The 21,216-nt window shown below is 66.3% G+C and carries 16 protein-coding genes and 2 tRNA genes; 6 read left to right on the top strand and 12 right to left on the bottom strand.

What is annotated here, in order from left to right; all coding sequences use genetic code 11:
* Positions 1-6: 6 nt before the first annotated feature.
* The 3 genes from ACRYRV_RS13065 (at position 7) to ACRYRV_RS13055 (ending at position 3,651) form a co-directional block, all read left to right on the top strand.
* Positions 7-1,086: a TIGR01620 family protein gene (locus ACRYRV_RS13065; RefSeq protein ID WP_444984862.1), complete on the top strand. Its 1,080-nt coding sequence runs from the start codon at positions 7-9 to the stop codon at positions 1,084-1,086.
* A 47-nt stretch (positions 1,087-1,133) separates the two neighbouring features.
* Positions 1,134-1,577: a universal stress protein gene (locus ACRYRV_RS13060; RefSeq protein ID WP_253444104.1), complete on the top strand. Its 444-nt coding sequence runs from the start codon at positions 1,134-1,136 to the stop codon at positions 1,575-1,577.
* 133 nt (positions 1,578-1,710) lie between these two features.
* A complete protein-coding gene (locus ACRYRV_RS13055) occupies positions 1,711-3,651 on the top strand; it encodes an exoribonuclease II (protein ID WP_444984863.1) in 1,941 nt (646 codons plus the stop codon).
* Positions 3,652-3,786: 135 nt separating this feature from the next.
* Here ACRYRV_RS13055 and sucD read toward each other — a convergent pair whose 3' ends face one another.
* From sucD to sdhC, 9 genes are all read right to left on the bottom strand, one after another.
* The gene (sucD, locus tag ACRYRV_RS13050) at positions 3,787-4,659 is read right to left on the bottom strand and encodes a succinate--CoA ligase subunit alpha (protein WP_299315125.1); all 873 of its coding nucleotides are present in this window, start codon (positions 4,657-4,659) and stop codon (positions 3,787-3,789) included.
* The gene (gene sucC, locus ACRYRV_RS13045; RefSeq protein ID WP_253444135.1) at positions 4,659-5,825 is read right to left on the bottom strand and encodes an ADP-forming succinate--CoA ligase subunit beta; all 1,167 of its coding nucleotides are present in this window, start codon (positions 5,823-5,825) and stop codon (positions 4,659-4,661) included. Before sucC ends, sucD begins: the two co-directional genes overlap by 1 nt.
* Before the next feature lie 139 nt (positions 5,826-5,964).
* A complete protein-coding gene (gene lpdA / locus ACRYRV_RS13040) occupies positions 5,965-7,404 on the bottom strand; it encodes a dihydrolipoyl dehydrogenase (RefSeq protein WP_253444138.1) in 1,440 nt (479 codons plus the stop codon).
* Between the two features lie 64 nt (positions 7,405-7,468).
* The gene (gene odhB / locus ACRYRV_RS13035; RefSeq protein WP_444984864.1) at positions 7,469-9,007 is read right to left on the bottom strand and encodes a 2-oxoglutarate dehydrogenase complex dihydrolipoyllysine-residue succinyltransferase; all 1,539 of its coding nucleotides are present in this window, start codon (positions 9,005-9,007) and stop codon (positions 7,469-7,471) included.
* 42 nt (positions 9,008-9,049) lie between these two features.
* A complete protein-coding gene (locus tag ACRYRV_RS13030) occupies positions 9,050-11,884 on the bottom strand; it encodes a 2-oxoglutarate dehydrogenase E1 component (RefSeq protein WP_309635506.1) in 2,835 nt (944 codons plus the stop codon).
* A 266-nt stretch (positions 11,885-12,150) separates the two neighbouring features.
* A complete protein-coding gene (locus ACRYRV_RS13025; protein ID WP_253444147.1) occupies positions 12,151-12,855 on the bottom strand; it encodes a succinate dehydrogenase iron-sulfur subunit in 705 nt (234 codons plus the stop codon).
* A gap of 26 nt (positions 12,856-12,881) precedes the next feature.
* Positions 12,882-14,654 carry a succinate dehydrogenase flavoprotein subunit gene (gene sdhA, locus ACRYRV_RS13020; protein WP_253444149.1) on the bottom strand — a complete coding sequence of 591 codons (1,773 nt, stop codon included), beginning with the start codon at positions 14,652-14,654 and terminating at the stop codon, positions 12,882-12,884.
* Between the two features lie 3 nt (positions 14,655-14,657).
* Positions 14,658-15,005, bottom strand: a complete 348-nt coding sequence (sdhD, locus tag ACRYRV_RS13015; RefSeq protein WP_444984865.1) for a succinate dehydrogenase, hydrophobic membrane anchor protein — start codon at positions 15,003-15,005, stop codon at positions 14,658-14,660.
* Positions 14,999-15,376 (bottom strand): succinate dehydrogenase, cytochrome b556 subunit, encoded by a 378-nt coding sequence (gene sdhC, locus ACRYRV_RS13010; RefSeq protein ID WP_253444155.1) that lies wholly within the window; start codon positions 15,374-15,376, stop codon positions 14,999-15,001. Before sdhC ends, sdhD begins: the two co-directional genes overlap by 7 nt.
* Before the next feature lie 453 nt (positions 15,377-15,829).
* Here sdhC and gltA point away from each other — a divergent pair, with 453 nt between their 5' ends.
* A complete protein-coding gene (gltA, locus tag ACRYRV_RS13005) occupies positions 15,830-17,113 on the top strand; it encodes a citrate synthase (protein ID WP_253444157.1) in 1,284 nt (427 codons plus the stop codon).
* Between the two features lie 123 nt (positions 17,114-17,236).
* Positions 17,237-18,127, top strand: coding sequence for an NAD(P)-dependent oxidoreductase (locus ACRYRV_RS13000; RefSeq protein WP_253444159.1), 891 nt, complete (start codon positions 17,237-17,239; stop codon positions 18,125-18,127).
* A 390-nt stretch (positions 18,128-18,517) separates the two neighbouring features.
* Here ACRYRV_RS13000 and ACRYRV_RS12995 read toward each other — a convergent pair.
* From ACRYRV_RS12995 to gltX, 3 genes are all read right to left on the bottom strand, one after another.
* Positions 18,518-18,593, bottom strand: a tRNA-Glu gene (locus ACRYRV_RS12995).
* 20 nt (positions 18,594-18,613) lie between these two features.
* Positions 18,614-18,689: transfer RNA gene (locus ACRYRV_RS12990), tRNA-Ala, on the bottom strand.
* A gap of 57 nt (positions 18,690-18,746) precedes the next feature.
* Positions 18,747-20,225, bottom strand: coding sequence for a glutamate--tRNA ligase (gene gltX / locus ACRYRV_RS12985; RefSeq protein ID WP_444984866.1), 1,479 nt, complete (start codon positions 20,223-20,225; stop codon positions 18,747-18,749).
* Between the two features lie 148 nt (positions 20,226-20,373).
* Between gltX and ACRYRV_RS12980 the strand changes: the two genes are divergently transcribed.
* Positions 20,374-21,114, top strand: coding sequence for an SDR family NAD(P)-dependent oxidoreductase (locus ACRYRV_RS12980; RefSeq protein ID WP_444984867.1), 741 nt, complete (start codon positions 20,374-20,376; stop codon positions 21,112-21,114).
* Positions 21,115-21,216 lie beyond the last annotated feature (102 nt).

Below are 21,216 nucleotides of genomic sequence, written 5' to 3'. Positions count from 1 at the left end.
GCCCACATGAACGAACCCCGCGATCCCCGCCCTGGCCAGCGCTTCACGCCGGAACCGCCTCCCGACGCGGCCGAGCCCTCGGGCCTCCGTGACCCCCGCCCCGCCGAGCCCTTCGCCACGGAGCAGGCCAGCCGCCCCCTGGCAGAGGCGCCTCCCGACGCCGGCGAGCGCGCCCTGGAGGCGAGCCTGGCCCGCCCGCGACGACGGCGCTGGGGCCTGCTGGCCCTGCTGGGCGGCACCCTGGGGCTCGGGGCGGTGGAGGCCGGCGGGACCCTCTATGCCGCCAGCCTCGGCGGCGACTGGATGGCCGGTGCCTGGAGCCTGCTGCTGCTGCTCGCCCTGGGCCTGGGCGGTTCGGCCCTGGGGCGCGAGCTGTGGCGTCTGCGCCGCCTGCGCCGCCACGAGCACCTGCGCCAGCGGCTCACCGCCCTGCCCGAGGCCACGCCTGGCGAGGCCCGGGATACCGCCGAGGCGCTGCGCCGCGCCCTGGCTCTGGATGACGACCACCCCCACTGGCAGGGATTCGTGGCCGCCCGCCAGGCCCACCACGAGGGGCGCGATATCGCCCTGCTGCTCGACCACCACCTGCTCGCGCCTCGGGATCGCGAGGCCCGACGGCTGATCTCTCGGATGTCCGGCGAGACCGCCGTCATGGTCGCGGTGTCACCCCTGACCCTGGTGGACATGGCCCTGGTGGCCTGGCGCAGCCTGGCGATGATCGACCGCCTCTGTCGCCTCTACGGCCTGGAGCTCGGCTACGCGGGACGCCTGCGCCTGCTGCGGGCGGTGCTCTACCAGATGGCCTTCGCCGGGGCCACCGAGATGGCCAGCGATGCCGGCATGGAGATGCTCTCCATGAACCTGGCCGGGCGGCTCTCCACCCGGGCCGCCCAGGGGCTGGGCGTCGGCCTGCTCAGCGCCCGGCTCGGCCTGCGCACCCAGCGCCTGACCCGCCCCCTGCCCTTCCCCGACCAGCAGGCGCCGCGCCTGGTCGATCTGCGCCGGGAGCTGTGGCAGCAGCTGCGCCGTCTGGAGCAGCCTGACGCCGCCGCATCCCCTCATGACAGCGCGGCCACAAGGCGCTAGGATCAATCAATCCACTCTGACCCTCACAAGATCAAGGAAGCACCGCCATGTTCAAGTCCATCCTGGTTCCCATCGACGGCTCCGAGCACGCCCAGAAGGCGCTGGCCGTCGCCTGTCAGCTGGCCCGTCAGGAAGATGGCTGCACCCTGCACCTGGTGCATATCCCCGAAGAGCTCTCCCACGAGACCACCCTGGTGTGGGGCATCGGCGCCATCGCCATCGAGGCGAGCCGCGAGGAGCGCGAGGAGGCCGGCAAGCAGGTGATGAACCGCGCCGCCGAGGCCGCCCGGGAGCAGGGTGCCAGCAATATCGAGACCGTGATCGGCCAGGGCGACCCGGCGCGCACCATCCTCAGCGAGGCGCGCAGGCGCGGCGTCGACGCCATCGTCATGGGCAGCCGCGGCCTGAGCGACCTGCAGGGCTTCGTGGTGGGCAGCGTCTCCCACAAGGTGGCCCATGCCGCCGAGTGCAGCGTGATCACGGTACGCTGACCTCCCCCCGACGGCGCCGGCCGGCGCCGTCGCACCCAACCCCCTGATTCCTCTGAGCCAGCCTCCCGCGGGTTTGGCGCGGGCCCTGCTAACCCGTATAGTGGCCCACCTACCCCGCCACACGTTCGTGATCATGCTGCAGAACAACGCCCTGCTTGCTCAGCTCAAGCAACAGATTCGCTCAAGCACTCCCCGCGTCGAGGGGGTGATCAAGGCCACCCAGAAGGGCTTCGGCTTCCTCGAGACCGACGAGGGCGAGTCCTACTTCGTGCCGCCCCCCGCCATGAAGCAGGTACTGCACGGCGATCGCGTCGGGGCCATCCTCCACGAGGAGGGCGACAAGAAGCGCGTCGAGCCCGACACCCTGATCGAACAGGGACTGGACCGCTTCATTGCCCGGGTACAGCTGCGCGAAGGCCGCCTGGCCGTGGTCCCGGACCACCCCTCCATCGGCAACGTCCTCAAGGCGCGCATCAAGCGCAGCCTCGACGAGGCCACCATCGGCGACGCCGACTGGGTCGTCGCTCGCCTGGTGCGCCATCCGCTCAAGGCCGACGATCGCGGCTTCTTCACCCAGATCGACGAGCTGGTCGCCAAGGCCGACGACCCCGCGGTGCCCTGGCGCGTCACCCTGGCCCGCCACGCCCTGGAGCAGGAGTGCCCCGACGCCGGTGACGACTGGCCGCTGCGCGACGAGGGCCTCGAGCGCGAGGACCTCACCGCCGCACCCTTCTTCACCATCGACGGCGAGAAGACCCGCGACATGGACGACGCCCTGCGCGTGGTGCCCCGGGAGGGCGGCGGCTGGGAGATGACCGTGGCCATCGCCGACCCCACCGCCTACGTGGAGGAAGGCCACGCGGCGGACCTGGAGGCGCGCACCCGTGCCTTCACCGTCTACCTGCCGGGCCAGAACGTCACCATGCTGCCCGAGCAGCTGGCCGACGACCTCTGCTCCCTGGTCGAGGGCCAGGCGCGCCCGGTGCTGGCCTGCACCCTGGTGGTGGAGGCCGACGGCAGCCTGGGCGACTATCGCTTCTTCGCCGCTACCGCCACCTCCCACGCCCGGCTCGTCTACGACAACGTCTCCGACTGGCTGGAGGGCCAGGGCGACTGGGCCCCGGCCGACGAGATCGCCGAGCAGCTCAGGGCCCTGCGCGACCTTACCGAGGCGCGCAGCGCCTGGCGCGCCGCCCATGCCCTGGTATTCAAGGACCGCCCCGACTACGTCTTCGACCTGGACGAGGCCGGCAACGTCCTGGACGTGCGCACCGAGGAGCGCCGCATCGCCAACCGCATGATCGAGGAGTCGATGATCGCGGCCAACGCCTGCTGCGCCCATCTGCTGTCGGAACATGTGGGCCACGGCATCTTCAACGTGCACCGCGCCTTCGAGGACGACAAGGCCGAGGCCGCCCGAGACTTCCTGGCCAGCCAGGAGATCGAGGTGGCCGTGGAGGCGCTCACCGAGCTGCCTCGCTACCGCGAGCTCAAGCGCGAGCTCGAGGGACGCGACGACGCCTGGCTGGATGCCCGCCTGCGGCGCTTCCAGAGCTTCACCAGCATGTCGGCCAAGCCCGGCCCCCACTTCGGCCTGGGACTCGCCGCCTACGCCACCTGGACCTCGCCGATCCGCAAGTATGGCGACATGGTCAACCACCGCCTGATCAAGCGGGTGCTCAAGGGCGAGCAGGCGCCGGCCGAGGCGAGCCTGGCGCTCACCGAGCAGCTCACCGAGCGCCGCCGCCTCAACCGCATGGCCGAGCGGGACGTCAAGGACTGGCTCTATGTGCGCTACCTGAGCCCCGCCGCCGAGGCCCAGGAGAGCTTTGACGCCGAGATCATCGCCATCAACCGCGGCGGCATGCGCGTGCGCCTCACCGCCAACGGCGCCACCGCCTTCGTGCCGGCGCCGATGATGCACAGCGACCGCGACAAGGTGGCCATCGACGACAAGGAGGGTCGCATCCAGGTGGAGAGCGAGGAGCGCTTCAAGCTGGGCGACCATATCCGCGTGGCGCTGGTCGAGGCCCGGGAGGAGACCCGCTCCCTGGTGGCGCGTCCCGCCCACTGATGCCCAAGCCGGCAAGGCAGACGGCGGCCAGTTGGCCGCCGTTTTGCTGTCCAGCCCCCCGATGGTGAATACCTCCCTCACGAGAAAGGGCGCCCGAAGGCGCCCTTTTGGCATTCCCGAGAAGGGGTAGCCGGCTTACCAGCCGGTCACTTCCTTCAGGGCATCGCCGATCTGCGCCAGGGAGCGCACGGTCTTGACGCCGGCGTCCTCGAGGGCGGCGAACTTCTCGTCCGCGGTGCCCTTGCCGCCGGAGATGATCGCACCGGCGTGGCCCATGCGCTTGCCCGGAGGGGCGGTCACGCCGGCGATGTAGGAGACCACCGGCTTGGAGACGTTGGCCTTGATGTAGGCGGCCGCCTCTTCCTCGGCGGTGCCGCCGATCTCGCCGATCATCACGATCGCCTCGGTGGCCGGGTCCTTCTCGAACATCTCGAGGATGTCGATGAAGTTGGAGCCCGGGATCGGGTCGCCGCCGATGCCCACGCAGGTGGACTGGCCGAAGCCGTGATCGGTGGTCTGCTTGACGGCTTCATAGGTCAGGGTGCCGGAGCGCGACACGATGCCGACCTTGCCCGGCTTGTGGATGTGACCCGGCATGATGCCGATCTTGGTCTCGCCGGGGGTGATCACGCCCGGGCAGTTCGGGCCGATCAGGCGCACGCCCAGCTCGTCGCACTTCACCTTGACGTCGAGCATGTCGAGGGTGGGGATGCCCTCGGTGATGCAGACGATCAGCTTAATGCCGGCGTTGGCGGCCTCCAGGATGGAGTCCTTGCAGAAGGGGGCCGGCACGTAGATCACGCTAGCCTCGGCGCCGGTCTGCTCAACGGCTTCCTTGACGGTGTTGAACACCGGCAGGCCCAGGTGCTCCTGGCCGCCCTTGCCCGGGGTCACGCCGCCGACCATCTGGGTACCGTAGGCGATCGCCTGCTCGGAGTGGAAGGTCCCCTGGCCGCCGGTGAAGCCCTGGCAGATGACCTTGGTGTTCTTGTCGATCAGGATACTCATTACTTGCCCTCCGCTGCCTTAACGACCTGCTCTGCCGCATCGGTCAGGCTGGTAGCAGCGATGATGTTCAGACCACTGGAAGCCAGCTTCTCGGCACCCAGCTCGGCGTTGGTGCCTTCCAGGCGCACCACGACCGGCACGTTGACGCCGACCTGCTCGACGGCACCGATGATGCCCTCGGCGATCATGTCGCAGCGCACGATACCGCCGAAGATGTTGACCAGCACGGCCTTCACATTATCGTCGGAGAGGATCAGCTTGAACGCCTCGGCCACGCGCTCCTTGGTGGCGCCGCCGCCCACGTCCAGGAAGTTGGCCGGAGAGCCGCCGTGCAGGTTGACGATGTCCATGGTGCCCATGGCCAGGCCGGCGCCGTTGACCATGCAGCCGATGTTGCCATCCAGCGCCACATAGTTCAGCTCCCACGCGGCCGCCTCGGCCTCGCGCTCATCCTCCTGGGAGGGGTCACGCATCGCCTGCAGGTCCGGGTGGCGGTAGAGGGCGTTGCTGTCCAGGTTGATCTTGGCGTCGAGGCAGTGGAGGTTGCCTTCGTCGGTGATCACCAGGGGGTTGATCTCCAGCAGGGCCAGATCCTTGTCGTGGAACAGCTTGGAGAGACCCAGGAAGATCTTGGTGAACTGCTTGACCTGGTCGCCCTTGAGGCCCAGGGCGAAGGCGAGCTCACGGGCCTGGTACGGCTGCGCGCCTACCAGCGGATCGATCTCGGCCTTGAGGATCTTCTCGGGAGTCTCCTCGGCGACCTTCTCGATCTCGACGCCGCCCTCGGTGGAGGCCATGAAGACCACGCGACGGGTGGCACGGTCAACGACGGCGCCCAGGTAGAGCTCCTCGGCGATGTCGGTGCAGTTCTCGACCAGGATCTTGGCGACCGGCTGACCGTTGGCGTCGGTCTGGTAGGTCACCAGGTTCTTGCCCAGCCACTGCTCGGCGAAGGCCTGGGCCTCCTCCGGGCTCTTGATCAGCTTGACGCCGCCGGCCTTGCCGCGGCCACCGGCGTGCACCTGGGCCTTGACGACCCACATGTCGCCGCCGATCTTCTTGCAGGCTTCCGCAGCTTCCTCGGGGGTGTCGACGGCAAAGCCCTTGGACACCGGCAGACCGTAGTCGGCAAACAGCTGTTTGCCCTGATACTCGTGAAGGTTCATCGATTCATGCCATTGGTTGCATGTGACTCGAACGGTGGTCCTGTCTCGCCGACTGGCGGACGCCTCGAACCACCACCGTCCCTTCCGATACATGGCCGGAAGGGGCGCGCCGCCCGAGGGGCGGCGCTTGTTGTGCGACTTACTTGCGCTTCTTGCGGTTGGCCATATGGATGGCGTGGCCATCCACGGCAAGCGCCGCCTCGTGCACCGCTTCCGACATGGTCGGGTGCGCGTAGCAGGTCAGCGCCAGATCCTCGGCGCTGGAGCCGAACTCCAGGGCGATGACGCCCTGGGCGATCATCTCGCCGGCGTGCTGACCGACGATATGCATGCCCAGCACGCGGTCGGTCTCGGCATCGGCGACGATCTTCGCCTGGCCCTCGGTGGCGTTGTTGGCCATGGCGCGGCCGCTGGCGGCGAAGGGGAAGGAGCCGGTCTTGACCTCGATGCCCTTGGCCTTGGCGTCCTGCTCGGTCAGGCCGACCCAGGCCACCTCCGGGAAGGTGTAGATGACGTTGGGGATGGCGTCGTAGTTCATCTCGGCCTTGTGGCCGGCGATGATGTCGGCGACCATCACGCCCTCTTCGGAGGCCTTGTGGGCCAGCATCGGGCCGCGCACGCAGTCGCCGATGGCGTAGACGCCCGGCACGCTGGTGCGGCACTGGTCGTCGACGTGGATGAAGCCGCGCTCGTCCAGGTCGATGCCCAGGCCGTCGGCCACCACGCCCTGGGTGTAGGGCTTGCGGCCGACGCAGACGATCAGCTTGTCGAAGGTCATCTCCTGGTCGCCGTCACCGTCGGTGTACTTGACGACCACTTCCTTGCCCTTGACCTCGGAGCCGGTGACCCGCGCGCCCAGCTTGATGTCCAGGCCCTGCTTCTTGAGCAGCTTCTGGGTCTCCTTGGCGATGGCGGTGTCCACCATCGGCAGGAAGCTCTCCATGGCCTCGAGCACGGTGACCTCGGAGCCCAGGCGGTTCCAGACGCTGCCCAGCTCCAGGCCGATGACGCCGGCGCCGATCACGCCGAGGCGCTTGGGGGCCTCGGTGAACTCGAGCGCGCCGGTGGAGTCGACGATCAGGCCCTCGGTCAGCGGGGTCGGCGGAATCTCCACCGGCACGGAGCCTGCGGCGATGATGATGCTGTCGGCGTCATAGGTGGTCGCCTTGCCATCGAGGTCGGTGACCTCGACCTGCTTGGCGCCGACTACCTTGCCGGTGCCCTCGATACCGGTCACGCCGTTGGCCTTGAACAGGCCGGCGATGCCACCGGTGAGGTTCTTCACGATGGTGTCCTTGCGGGCGATCATCTTCTTGACGTCCATCTGGACGTCGCCGGCCTGGATCCCCATGTCGGCGAAGTCGTGCTTGGCCTCGACGAACTTGTGGGAGGCCTCGAGCAGCGCCTTGGAGGGGATGCAGCCCACGTTGAGGCAGGTACCGCCGAACACCACCTTGCCTTCCTTGCCGATCCACTTCTCGACGCAGGCGGTCTTCAGGCCCATCTGGGCGGCGCGGATGGCGGCGACGTAGCCGCCGGGGCCCGCACCGATCACGATCACATCAAACTTGTCAGCCATGTTGGCTCCCCTTGCGTGTCTTGGGATGGAGTGCCCCCGGGGATCGCCCGGCGGCACATTCCGCTCAGATGTCCAGCAGCAGGCGGGCCGGATCTTCCAGCAGTTCCTTGATGGTGACCAGGAAGCGTACCGCGTCCTTGCCATCGATCATGCGGTGATCGTAGGAGAGCGCCAGGTACATCATCGGACGAATCTCGACCTTGCCGTCCACCGCCATGGGGCGATCCTGGATCTTGTGCATGCCCAGGATGGCGGTCTGCGGCGGGTTGAGGATCGGCGTGGACATCAGCGAGCCGAAGGTACCGCCGTTGGTGATGGTGAAGGTGCCACCCTGCATCTCGTCGATGCCGAGCTTGCCGTCACGGGCACGCTTGCCGAAGTCGCCGATGCCCTTCTCAACGTCGGCGATCTTCATGCTGTCGGTGTCGCGCAGCACCGGGACCACCAGGCCGCGGTCGGTGGAGACCGCCACGCCGATATCCTGGTAGCCGTGATAGACGATATCGGTACCGTCGATGGAGGCATTGACGTCGGGGAAGCGCTTGAGCGCCTCGGAGGCGGCCTTGACGAAGAAGCCCATGAAGCCGAGCTTGACGTCGTGGGTCTTGGCGAAGGTGTCCTTGTACTGGGCACGCAGCGCCATCACCTCGCTCATGTCCACCTCGTTATAGGTGGTCAGCATGGCGGCGGTCTGCTGGGCCTGGACCAGGCGCTTGGCGATGGTCTGGCGCAGACGGCTCATCGGCACGCGCTTCTCGGGACGCTCGCCCTCGACGGCCGGCGTCGCGGCGACCTTGGCAGCGCCGCCGGATGCCGGCTTGGCGGCCTTCTTGGCGGTGCCCTCCTTCACGGCCTTCTGCACGTCCTCCTTGAGGATGCGGCCACCCTTGCCGGTGCCCTCGATGCGGCTGACGTCGAGGTCATGCTCGGCAACCAGCTTGCGCGCGGCGGGGGCCAGGATCTTGTCGCCCACCTTCTCGTCGCTGGCGCCGTCGTCGGCGGAAGCGGCCGGGGGCTCGTCGGCGGCGGTCGCGGCACCGCCGGCGCCCTCGGCGAAGATCGCCAGCACGGCCTCGGACTCGACCTGGCTGCCCTCCTCGGCCTTGATCTCGACCAGGGCGCCGTCGGCGGGGGCCACAACCTCGAGCACCACCTTGTCGGTCTCGATCTCGGCCAGCACCTCGTCGCGCTTGACCGCCTCGCCCACCTGCTTGTTCCAGCTGGCCACGGTGCCTTCCTGGATGGACTCGGGGAAGGTCGGCGCCTTCACCTCGTGCTGCTTGCCGCCGGCTGCCGGCTTGTCGGCCTTGGCAGCGCCTTTTTCGGCCTTGGCGTCGGCCTTATCGGCCTTGCCGCCCGCGGCCTTGCCTTCGCCAATGCGGCCCAGCACCTGCTCGGACTCCACGGTTTCGCCCTCCTCGGCGAGTACCTCGGCGAGGGTGCCGGCCTCGGGAGCCAGCACCTCGAGCACCACCTTGTCGGTCTCGATCTCGACGATCAGCTCGTCGCGCTCCACGCTGTCACCGGCCTTCTTGTGCCAGGCAGCCACGCTGCCCTCGGCAACGGATTCCGGAAAGGTAGGGGCCTTGATCTCGGTAGCCATGTCGTTTCCCTTGTCTGTTCTTTCTCGTCCCGGTGGCGTGCCTTACAGATTGAAGGCGTCTTCCACCAGCTGGCGCTGCTGTTCGATATGCACGGACATGTAGCCCGCGGCGGGTGCGGCGGAGGCCGGGCGGCCGGCAAACTTGAGCGCCCCGCCCAGGTTGCTCTTGAGCATGTCGGCCACGGCACGCATATGGTGCTGGCTCGGGTACCAGGCCCCCTGGTTGAGAGGCTCCTCCTGGCACCACACCACGTCGCGGACATTGACATAGGCCTTGAGCGCCTCGAAGAGCTCCTCCTTGGGGAAGGGGTAGAGCTGCTCGACGCGCACGATGGCCACGTCGTCACGCTTGTTCTCGGTCCGCCAGGCGGCCAGGTCGTAGTAGACCTTGCCGGCACAGAGGATGATGCGCTCGACCTTCTTGGGGTCGAGGTTGCCCTGGTCGGGCAGCACCATCTGGAACTGACCGGTCGCCAGCTCGTCCAGGCTGGAGATCGCCTCCTTGTGGCGCAGCAGGCTCTTGGGCGACATGACCACCAGCGGCTTGCGCAGCTGACGGATCACCTGGCGGCGCAGCAGGTGGAAGATCTGCGCCGGCGTGGTGGGCACGCAGACCTGCATGTTGTACTCGGCACACAGCTGCAGGAAACGCTCCAGGCGCGCCGAGGAGTGCTCGGGACCCTGGCCCTCATAGCCGTGGGGCAGCAGCATGGTCAGGCCACACAGACGCCCCCACTTGGTCTCGCCGGAGGAGATGAACTGGTCAACCACCACCTGGGCACCGTTGAAGAAGTCGCCGAACTGCGCTTCCCAGATCACCAGGTCGTTGGGAGCAGTGGTGGCATAGCCGTACTCGAAGGCCAGCACCGCCTCCTCGGAGAGGAAGGAGTCATGGATGGTGAAGGCCGGCTGACCGTCCGCCATATGCTGGAGCGGCACATAGCTGGTGCCATCCTTCTGGTTGTGCACCACGGCGTGACGGTGGGAGAAGGTGCCGCGGCCCACGTCCTGGCCGGTGATGCGCACCGGATGCCCCTCGTCGAGCAGGGTAGCGTAGGCCAGGGTCTCGGCGAAGCCCCAGTTCAGGGCCATGCCGCCGGCCTGCATCTTGCGGCGATCCTCATAGATCTTGGCGACCTGACGCTGCACCTCGACCCCGTCGGGGATCTCGCACATGCGGGCGGCCAGGCGCTGCAGGCGCTTCATCTCCACCGCGGTGTCGGCATAGCCGGTCCACTCGTGGCCGAGATAGGGCTTCCAGTCGACGAACAGCGAGGTGTTGGGCTCCTGCACCAGGGCGTTGGCCACATGGTTGCCGGCCAGCAGGTCCTCGCGGTAGGTCTCGATCATCGCCTTGGCCTCCTCTTCGGAGAGCACGCCCTGCTCGACCAGGCGCTTGGCGTAGAGCTCGCGGGAAGAGGGATGATCCTTGATCTTGCGGTACATCAGCGGCTGGGTACCGCTCGGTTCGTCGGCCTCGTTGTGGCCGCGACGACGGTAGCAGACCAGGTCGATCACCACGTCCTTCTTGAACTGCTGACGGAAGTCGATCGCCACCTGGGTCGCGTGCAGCACCGCGTCGGGGTCGTCGCCGTTGACGTGGAAGATCGGCGCCTGGACCATCTTGGCGATGTCGGTGCAGTACTCGGTGGAGCGGGTGTCCAGGGGGTTCGAGGTGGTGAAGCCGACCTGGTTGTTGATCACGATATGGATGGTGCCGCCAGTCTTGTAGGCGCGGGTCTGGGACATCTGGAATGTCTCCATGACCACGCCCTGGCCGGCGAAGGCGGCGTCGCCGTGGATGCTGATCGGCAGGACCTTGGTGCCGTCCCTGTCGTCGCGGCGATCCTGGCGGGCGCGCACCGAGCCCTCGACCACCGGGGAGACGATCTCCAGGTGGGAGGGGTTGAAGGCCAGCGCCAGGTGCACCTCGCCTCCCGGGCTCATGACGTTGGAGCTGAAGCCCTGGTGGTACTTGACGTCGCCGGAGCCGCGCTCGATGACCTTCTTGCCATCGAACTCGTCGATCAGGTCGCCGGGGTTCTTGCCGAGGATGTTGACCAGGAGGTTGAGGCGGCCGCGGTGGGCCATGCCGATCACGATCTCCTTGATGCCGTAGCCGCCGCCGCGCTGGATCAGCTCGTCCATCATCGGAATGAAGGACTCGCCGCCCTCGAGGCCGAAGCGCTTGGTGCCCGGGTACTTGGAGGCCAGGTAGTTCTCCAGGCCCTCGGCGGCGGTCAGCCGCTCCAGCACGTGCTTGCGCACCTCGTTGCTGAACTTCGGCGCACTGCGCACCGACTCGAAGCGCTGCTGCAGCCAGCGCTTCTCCTCGGTATCGACGATATGCATGATCTCGCAGCCGATGGAGCGGCAGTAGGTCTGCTCCAGCGCCTCGACGATATCGCGCAGCGGCGCCTTGTCCAGCCCCAGGAAGAAGGAGCCGGTCTGGAACTCGGTATCGAGATCTTGCTTGGCGAGCTGGTGGAAGGAGAGGTCGAGGTCGGGAACGGGAAGCTGGCTGCGCAGGCCCAGCGGATCGATGTTGGCCTTCTGGTGACCGCGGAAGCGGTAGGCGTTGATCAGCTGGAGGACCTTGACCTGCTTGCGGCTCTCCTCGCCGCCGGCGGCGGCGGCCGCCACGCTGGTGCGGCGGGCGCGGCCCAGCTGATAGAACTGGTCGCGAACCGGAGTCAGGGGAACATCGTGGGAGGCGCCGCCTTCGGGGACAGGCAGCTGGTCGAAGTAGTTACGCCACTCATCGGGAACAGCGGCGGGATCATCGAGGTACTGCTCGTAGAGCGCTTCCACGTAGTGAGCATTGCCGCCACTGACGTGAGAGGAGCGCCACATCAACTCCATTATGCCTTGTTGCATCTCTCGGTCACCCTGCACTGATGGGGTGGTATCGGCGCCGCGGCACTCGGGTGCTGCGACATCGGTGATGCCCTGCCGGTAGGGCCTGTGTTGTTCCGGCGTGCCGGCGGCGAACCGTCAGCCTGTTATCCATGCTCGGCTTTCGATGCTCAGGAGCCGGTGCACAAGGCACCGGCTCCTGATGCTGCTGACCCGCCGGCCACTGGCTGCGACACCTGGTCGCAGCCAATGGATGGGGGCCATGATAGCAAGCTCGCGGCCACGATTTAAGTGGCGTTGGCCAGCAGCATGTCGCGGATCTTGCCGATCGCGCGAGTGGGGTTGAGACCCTTGGGGCAGACCGCCACGCAGTTCATGATGCCGCGGCAGCGGAACACGGAGAACGGGTCCTCCAGTTCGGCTAGGCGATCACGGGTTGCGGTGTCGCGGGAGTCGGCCAGGAAGCGGTAGGACTGCAGCAGGCCGGCCGGACCGACGAACTTGTCCGGGTTCCACCAGAACGACGGGCAGGAGGTGGAGCAGCAGGCACACAGGATGCACTCGTAGAGGCCGTCCAGCTTGTCGCGATCCTCCGGCGACTGCAGGCGCTCGATGGCCGGCGCCGGCGTGTCGTTCTGCAGGTACGGCTGGATGCGCTCGTACTGCTTGTAGAACAGCCCCATGTCGACCACCAGGTCACGAATGACCGGCAGGCCGGGCAGCGGGCGCAGCGTCAGCTTGCCGTCCTTCACCACCTCGGAGAGCGGCGTGATACAGGCCAGGCCGTTCTTGCCGTTCATGTTCATGCCGTCGGAGCCGCACACGCCTTCGCGGCAGCTGCGGCGGTAGGCCATGCCGTTGTCCTGCTCCTTCACCATGTGCAGAACGTCCAGCACCATGACATCGCGGCCCTGGGTGTCGACCTGGAACTCCTGCATGTAAGGCGCGGAGTCGGTTTCCGGGTTGTAGCGGTAGATGGATACCTGAAGCATCGTGACTCACCCTCGCAGTGGCTGAATTAGTAGGTGCGGACCTTCGGCTCGAAGGTGTCGACGGTCTTCGGTGCGAAGTTGACGTCGCGCTTGCCGAGCTTCTTGTCGGCCGGGAAGTAGAGCGAGTGCTTCAGCCAGTTGACGTCGTCACGGTCCGGGTAGTCGTAGCGGCTGTGGGCACCACGGCTCTCCTTGCGCTCCAGGGCCGAGATGGCGGTGGCTTCGGCCACTTCCATCAGGTTGTCCAGCTCCAACGCCTCGACGCGGGCGGTGTTGAAGGCGTTGGACTTGTCCGGCAGGTGAGCGTTGGCGATGCGCTCGCGCAGCTCGGCCAGCTTCTTGACGCCCTCGACCATGTTCTTCTCTTCGCGGAACACGCCGAAGGAGTTCTGCATGATGCTCTGCAGCTCGCGCTTGAGCTCCGGCACCGTCTCGCCACCGGTGGACTCGTTCCAGCGGTTCATGCGCTTCATGGCCGACTCGATATCGGACTCGGAAGCGTCGAGGTACTCGATGCCCTCGTTGAGCGCGCCCTCGATGTACATGCCGGCCGCACGGCCGAAGACCACCAGGTCGAGCAGGGAGTTGCCGCCCAGGCGGTTGGCGCCGTGCACCGACACGCAGGCCGCTTCGCCACAGGCGAACAGGCCGTTGATGATCTTGTCGTTGCCGTCGGCGTCCTGCATGATCGCCTGGCCATGGATGTTGGTCGGCACGCCGCCCATCATGTAGTGGCAGGTCGGCACCACCGGGATCGGCTCCTTGGCCGGGTCCACGTGGGCGAAGGTCTTGGAGAGCTCGACGATGCCGGGCAGACGCTTGCCGAGAACCTCTTCACCCAGGTGGTCGAGCTTCAGGAAGACGTGGTCGCCGTTCTCGCCGCAGCCGCGGCCCTCGAGGATCTCCATGACCATGGAGCGTGCCACTACGTCACGGCCGGCGAGGTCCTTGGCGTTGGGCGCATAGCGCTCCATGAAACGCTCGCCGTCCTTGTTGACCAGATAGCCACCCTCGCCGCGGCAACCTTCGGTCACCAGGGTGCCGGCGCCGTAGATGCCGGTCGGGTGGAACTGCCACATCTCCATGTCCTGCATCGGGAAGCCGGCGCGCAGCGCCATGCCGATGCCGTCACCGGTGTTGATCAGGGCATTGGTGGTGGAGGCGTAGATACGGCCAGCACCGCCGGTGGCCAGCACGGTCGCCTTGGACTTGACGTGCACCACTTCACCGGTCTCGATGTCCATGGCGATACAGCCCACCACGTCATCGTTGGCGTTCTTGACCAGATCAACCGCATACCACTCGTTGAGGAAGGTGGTGTTGTTCTTCAGGTTGTTCTGATACAGGGTATGCAGCAGGGCGTGGCCGGTACGGTCAGCGGCCGCACAGGTACGCGCCGCCTGGCCGCCGGCACCGAACTCCTTGGACTGACCGCCGAAGGGACGCTGATAGATGCGGCCGTTGTCGAAGCGGGAGAACGGCAGACCCATGTGCTCGAGCTCGAAGACCGCCTTGGGGCCCTCGGAGCACATGTACTCGGCCGCGTCCTGGTCGGCGATATAGTCGCCGCCCTTGACGGTATCGTACATGTGCCAGCGCCAGTCATCGTTGGGGTCGGCGGAGGCGATGGCGCAGGTGATGCCGCCCTGAGCGGAGACGGTGTGGGAGCGGGTCGGGAAGACCTTGGACAGCACGGCGGTCTTCTTGCCGGACTTGGCCAGCTCCAGGGCGGCCCGCAGGCCGGCACCGCCACCGCCAATGATGATGGCGTCGAAAGACAGGCTACGCATGTTGGACATGAATCAGGCTCCCCACAGAATCTGAATGCCCCAGACCAGGAACACGAAGATGGCCAGGATGATGGCGGTCTGGGCGCCGACGCGAAGTCCGGTCGGCTTGAGATAGTCGGTGGTCACGGTCCACAGCCCGACCCAGGCGTGGGCCGCCAGCGACACGAAGGCCAGCAGCGAGAAGATGCGCATCCAGGTCTGGGCGAACAGAGCGCTCCAGGTGGCGTAGTCGAGACCCGGATTGAGCAGCAGGTAGAGAACGATAAAAACGGTGTAGAGGGCCAGGATGACCGCCGATACGCGCTGGACCAGCCAGTCGGAGAGGCCGCTGCGACCGAAATTGGTGATATTGGTTACCATACCCAGACTCCCGCCAGAATGATCAGGACCGCACTCACCACCACGGTGATCTGCGCCTTCTTGATACCACCCTCGAGGGTCACGCCGATATCGGCGTCCATCACCAGGTGCTTGATGCCGGCGACGAAGTGGTACGCCAGCGCCGAGAGCAGGCCCCAGGCGATCAGCTTGGCCAGGAAGTTGTTGGCCAGGGCGTTGCTCACGGCGTCGAAGCCGGCCGGGGAGGAGAGCGATTTGCTCAGGGCCCAGAAGGCGAAGATCAGGCCGACGAAGAGGATCACGCCGGTGATGCGGTGGGCGATGGAGGTCAGGGCGGGCAATGGAAACTGTATCGTGGACAGATCCAGGTTTACGGGTCGTTTGCTATTCACGGCTCTCTACACACTCTCTATGGCCCACTCTACGACAGGACGGGCAAAGCCCGAGCGGGCGGTGGTTTCGGGAAGGCGCGGTACCTGTCTCCAGAGGAAGACGAGACCGCTTCTCCTGCCAGTCGCGCGGGGTGGATTATAGGGACATGGCCCCTTCATGACAAACGCAGCGGCGGCCTACTAGACCATGGTGCAAAGGTTGTCGACACCCCTGCTGCGGCCTGTCGTTCCTCGGTGGCGCCCCCGCCCGCACGAGCGTGATGCATGGCACCAATTATTCAACAACACTTATACCAGACACACAAGCATGCATAAGGTGCCAGTCGCTATGGGCTAATTGACAATCGCTGGAACGCTTCTATAGTGGGCGAACCTTTTCGCCGGCATTCGCTGCGAACTCGCTAGTGAAATAACGACTTATCGCCCTATCACGAACTCGAGAGGAGGCCTTTCATGGCTGACAGGAAAGCGACGCTGACGGTAGACGGTCTGGACAAGACGATCGAACTGCCTGTCTATTCGGGCACCCTGGGCCCCGACGTGATCGACGTCCGCGGGCTGGGCGCCGAAGGCCTGTTCACCTACGACCCCGGCTTCATGGCCACCTCTTCCTGCCAGTCGGCCATCACCTATATCGACGGCGGCAAGGGCACCCTGCTGCACCGCGGCTTCCCCATCGACCAGCTCGCCAAGGACTCCAACTTCGTCGAGCTGTGCTATCTGCTCCTGTTCGGCGAGCTGCCCAACGCCGAGCAGTATGCGGAATTCGAGTCGCGGGTCCGCAACCACACCATGGTCCATGACCAGATCAACAACTTCTTCAAGGGCTTCCGTCGTGACGCCCACCCGATGTCGATCATGTGCGGCGTGGTCGGCGGCCTGGCCGCCTTCTATCACGACCATATGGACATCAACGTGGAAGAGGACCGCATCATCAGCGCGATCCGCCTGATCGCCAAGATGCCGACCATCGCCGCAATGTCCTACAAGTACAACGTGGGCCAGCCGTTCAACTACCCGCGCAACGACCTGAGCTATGCAGAGAACTTCCTCTACATGATGTTCAGCACGCCCTGCGACGAGTACAAGATCAATCCGGTCTACGCCAAGGCGATGGACCGCATCTTCATGCTGCACGCCGACCACGAGCAGAACGCCTCCACCTCCACGGTGCGCCTGGCAGGCTCCACCGGCGCCAACCCCTTTGCCTGCATCAGCGCCGGCATCGCCGCGCTCTGGGGCCCGGCCCACGGCGGCGCCAACGAGGCGGTGCTGAAGATGCTCGACGAGATCGGCGACGACTCCGAAGAGAACATCCAGCGCTTTATCGACAAGGCCAAGGACAAGGATGACCCCTTCAAGCTGATGGGCTTCGGCCATCGGGTCTATCGCAACTTCGACCCCCGCGCCAAGGTCATGAAGGAGACCTGCGACGAGGTGCTGGCCGAGCTCGGCATCGACGACCCGCAGCTGAAGATCGCCAAGCGCCTGGAGGAGATCGCCCTGGAGGACGAGTACTTCGTCGAGCGCAAGCTCTACCCGAACGTGGACTTCTACTCCGGCATCATCCTCAAGGCCATGGGCATCCCGACCAACATGTTCACCGTGATCTTCGCGGTGTCCCGCACCATCGGCTGGATCTCCCACTGGCACGAGATGCTCAGCGACAGCTACAAGATCGGCCGTCCGCGTCAGCTCTATACCGGTCACGACCAGCGCGACTATCCTGCCAAATAAGCCGGCAGAAGCGGCCAGGGCCGCATGCGCTACGCTTCAGAAAGCCGCCTTCGGGCGGCTTTCTGCTGCATGGAACACTCACCTCGCGACTCACCACTCACCCGCCATACCAGGAGCAACAAAATGAGCCAGAGCATCTCCACCGTCGCCTTTATCGGCCTGGGCGTGATGGGCTACCCCATGGCCGGCCACCTGGCTCGCGCCGGGCTCAGCGTACGCGTCTACAACCGCACGGCGGCCAAGGCCGAAGCCTGGGCCGCCGAACACGGCGGCAGCCACCACCCCACTCCCGAGGAGGCCGCCCGGGGCGCCGAGCTAGTGCTGGTCTGCGTGGGCAACGACGACGACGTGCGCCAGGTCACCACCGGCGAACAGGGCGCCCTCTCCGGCATGGCCGAGGGCAGCCTGCTGGTGGACCACACCACCGCCTCGGCGGAGCTCGCCCTGGAGCTCGACGCCGCCTGCCGCGAGCGCGGCATCGGCTTTCTGGATGCGCCGGTCTCCGGCGGCCAGCAGGGCGCCGAGAATGGCGCCCTGACCATCATGTGCGGCGGCGATGAGGCGACATTCGCCCGGGCCGAGCCGGTGCTCGCCCACTACGGCCGCGCCGTGACCCTGATGGGCGCCGCCGGCAGCGGCCAGCTCACCAAGATGGTCAACCAGATCTGCATCGCCGGCCTGGTCCAGGGGCTGGCCGAGGGGCTGCACTTCGCCGAGCAGGCGGGACTGGACCAGCAGCGGGTGGTGGATGTCATCTCCAAGGGGGCGGCCGGCTCCTGGCAGATGGAGAACCGCCACGCCACCATGATCGCGGACGAGTACGACCACGGCTTCGCCGTGGACTGGATGCGCAAGGATCTCGGCATCTGCCTGGAGCAGGCCCGCCACCTCCAGGCGCGCCTACCGGTCACCGCCCTGGTCGATCAGTTCTACGCCGACGTCCAGGTGATGGGCGGCGGCCGCTGGGACACCTCCTCCCTGCTGCGTCGCCTGCGCGCCCTCCAGCAGCGCTGACCCCTGCCGGCGGCGACCTCGCGGCGTCGCCGCCGGCCATTTATCCACCACCCCAACGTTTTCCACACATTCTGTGGATAACCCTGTTCAAAACCGCTCGAAAAGGTCTTCTGACCGCCACGGGAAGCGGCTTGAGCTTAGATTGATCAATTTTTGACCTTGCCTAAAGCATTGTTTTATATGAGATTTATAAAAAGGCTCGGCGACACGGGCAGTTGCCCGCCCACCCTGCACAGGAGGGAAGTCGGAACCGTGCCTGGTGGACAAGTCAAGCGGAAATCGCCCTGAAAACGACGCGACAGGGAAGAAACGCGAGGCATTCCGATAGCGGAAGGAGACAGACGAAGAGAAAGAAAAAGGGCACCCGGTGAGGTGCCCTTTTCAGGAAGATGGCGTCCCATAGGGGGTTCGAACCCCTGTTCCCGCCGTGAAAGGGCGGTGTCCTAGGCCACTAGACGAATGGGACGCAGATGTCATTCAGGAAATTGGTGGAGCCTAGCGGGATCGAACCGCTGACCTCAACACTGCCAGTGTTGCGCTCTCCCAGCTGAGCTAAGGCCCCGTTGCCCTGAAGACGAGACGTATAGTACTGATTCGCCCCGCCTTCGTCAACACTTTTTCAGAGATCCCGGTACTCCTTCTCGAAGCGCTTGGCCTGCTTCTTGGAGACGCCGCCCAGCACCTCGATGGCGTGGCGAAGGCGCGCGCGGGTCATATCGGAGCCGAGGATCGCCATGGCATCCATCACCGAGGTGCTGGCGGCAGAGCCGGTCACGGCAATGAAGACCGGGGCCAGAAACTCCTTCATCTTGAGGTCGAAGTGGGCCGAGAGCGCCTCCACCTCGGCCAGCAGCGTCTCCTTCTGCCAGGCGGGCAGCGTTTCCAGGCGCCATACCAGGAACTGCAGCAGCCTGAGCAGGTCCTCGCGCCCCAGCTTGACGCCGTCGAAGCTCTCTTCATTGATGCGCGGCAGGCCGGAGAAGAAGTGGCCGGCCAGGGGGGCCACCTCGGAGAGGGTCTCCACCCGCGGGCGCACCTGGGGCAGAATCTCCTTCACGTAGGACTCGTTGAAGGCCCACTCCATCAGCACCCTGAGGAAGGCGCCGTCGTCGAGATCCTCGCGAATATAGAGGCCGTTGAGCCAGGTCAGCTTCTCCAGGTCGAAGACCGGACCGCCCAGGGAGACCCGCTGGATATCGAAGTGGGCCATCATCTCGTCGAGGCTGAACTTCTCGCGCTCGTCGGGCATCGACCAGCCCATGCGACCCAGATAGTTGATCACCGCCTGGGGCAGGTAGCCCATGCGGCGATAGTAGTTGATGGAGGTCGGGTTCTTGCGCTTGGAGAGCTTCGACTTGTCGGGGTTGCGCAGCAGCGGCATATGACAGAGCTCGGGCATCTCCCAGCCGAAGTACTCGTAGAGCAGCTGATGCTTGGGTGCGGAGTTGATCCACTCCTCACCGCGCAGCACATGGGTAATGCCCATCAGGTGGTCATCCACCACGTTGGCCAGGTGGTAGGTGGGCATGCCGTCGGACTTGAGCAGCACCTGGGCGTCTACCTGGGCCCAGTCCACCTCGATGGTGCCGCGCAGCATGTCACGGATCACGCAGGTGCCGCTGGCCGGCACCTGCATGCGCACCACGTAGGGCCATCCCTCCTGCTCGCGGCGGGCCTGCTCCTCTTCGGGCAGCGCCAGGTCGGCAGGCTTGAGGGCCAGGTGCATGCCGGCGGCCTTGCGCGCCTCGCGGAGCTCGTCGAGCTCCTCGCTGGTGCGGTAGCACTTGAAGGCGTGACCGGACGCGATCAGCTGGCGGGCGTACTCGCCGTAGATGTCGCCGCGCTCGCTCTGGCGGTAGGGGCCATGAGGGCCGCCCACGTCGGGGCCCTCGTCCCACTCCAGCCCCAGCCAGCGCAGGGAGTCGAGGATCATCTGCTCCGACTCCTGGGTGGAGCGCACCCGGTCGGTATCCTCGATGCGCAGGATGAACTGGCCGCCGTGCTGTCGCGCAAAGCAGAGATTGAACAGGGCGATGTAGGCGGTGCCGACGTGGGGATCGCCGGTGGGTGACGGCGCGATACGCGTGCGTACGGTCATGGCGTTACGGTGTCCCGGATCCGTTGGTGGATGAGCTAGCGGATGAATGACGGCATTATACGCACCTGCCGACGGCTCGGCAGCCATGGCGGGGAATCATCCCGCCTGATTGGGGTCAACGTCTGGTCCAATAGACCATGGAGGGGACATGCTTTCTCAGCTACCCGAGGGGTTTACCGCCGTCGTGACCGGCGCCGGCGGCGGCATCGGGGCCGCCGTGGTCCAGGCCCTGCTGGCCAGCTCGCGTCCGGGGCGGGTGATCGCCGTCAGCCGCCGACCCCAGGTCCTGGAGGATCCTCGCGCCGCCTCCCTCACTGCCGACCTCACTCAGGAAGACGGCCGCGACCGCCTGGTCGCTGCGCTGGAGGGAGCACCGCTGCACCTGCTCTTCAACACCATCGGTACGCTGCACGACGCGGAGCTGGGCATCCACCCGGAGAAGAAGCTGGACGACCTCGACGCGGCGGCCCTGACGCATCTCTTTCAGGTCAACGCCGTCACCCCTGCCCTGCTGCTCCAGGCCCTGCAGCCCGGCCTCAAGGGCAGGCACCCGGCGCTGGTGGCCAGCCTGTCGGCCCGGGTCGGTTCCATCGAGGACAATCGGCTGGGCGGCTGGTACGCCTACCGCGCCAGCAAGGCGGCTCACAACATGCTGATGAAGACCGCCGCCGTGGAGCTGCGCCGACTCAACCCCAGCCTGACGGTGGCCTGTCTGCACCCCGGCACCACCGATACCGAGCTTTCTCGCCCTTTCCAGGCCAGGGTGCCCCAGGGCAAGCTGTTCTCGGCTGCTTTCGTGGCCGAGCGCCTGCTCGAGGTACTGGGCCAGCGCCCCTTGGGCGATGGCCCGAGTTTCCATGACTGGGCGGGAGAGCCGGTGCCCTGGTAGCGACACCAGCGAAAACACAGCGTTGATGCGCGATCTTGCACAAACTTGCCGGATACCGGATCATTCCGACCGGCTTTTCCTAACCCTCACGTAATGACCCCA

Source organism: Halomonas mongoliensis, from assembly GCF_052496345.1.
This window is presented reverse-complemented; position numbering and strand designations above follow the sequence as displayed.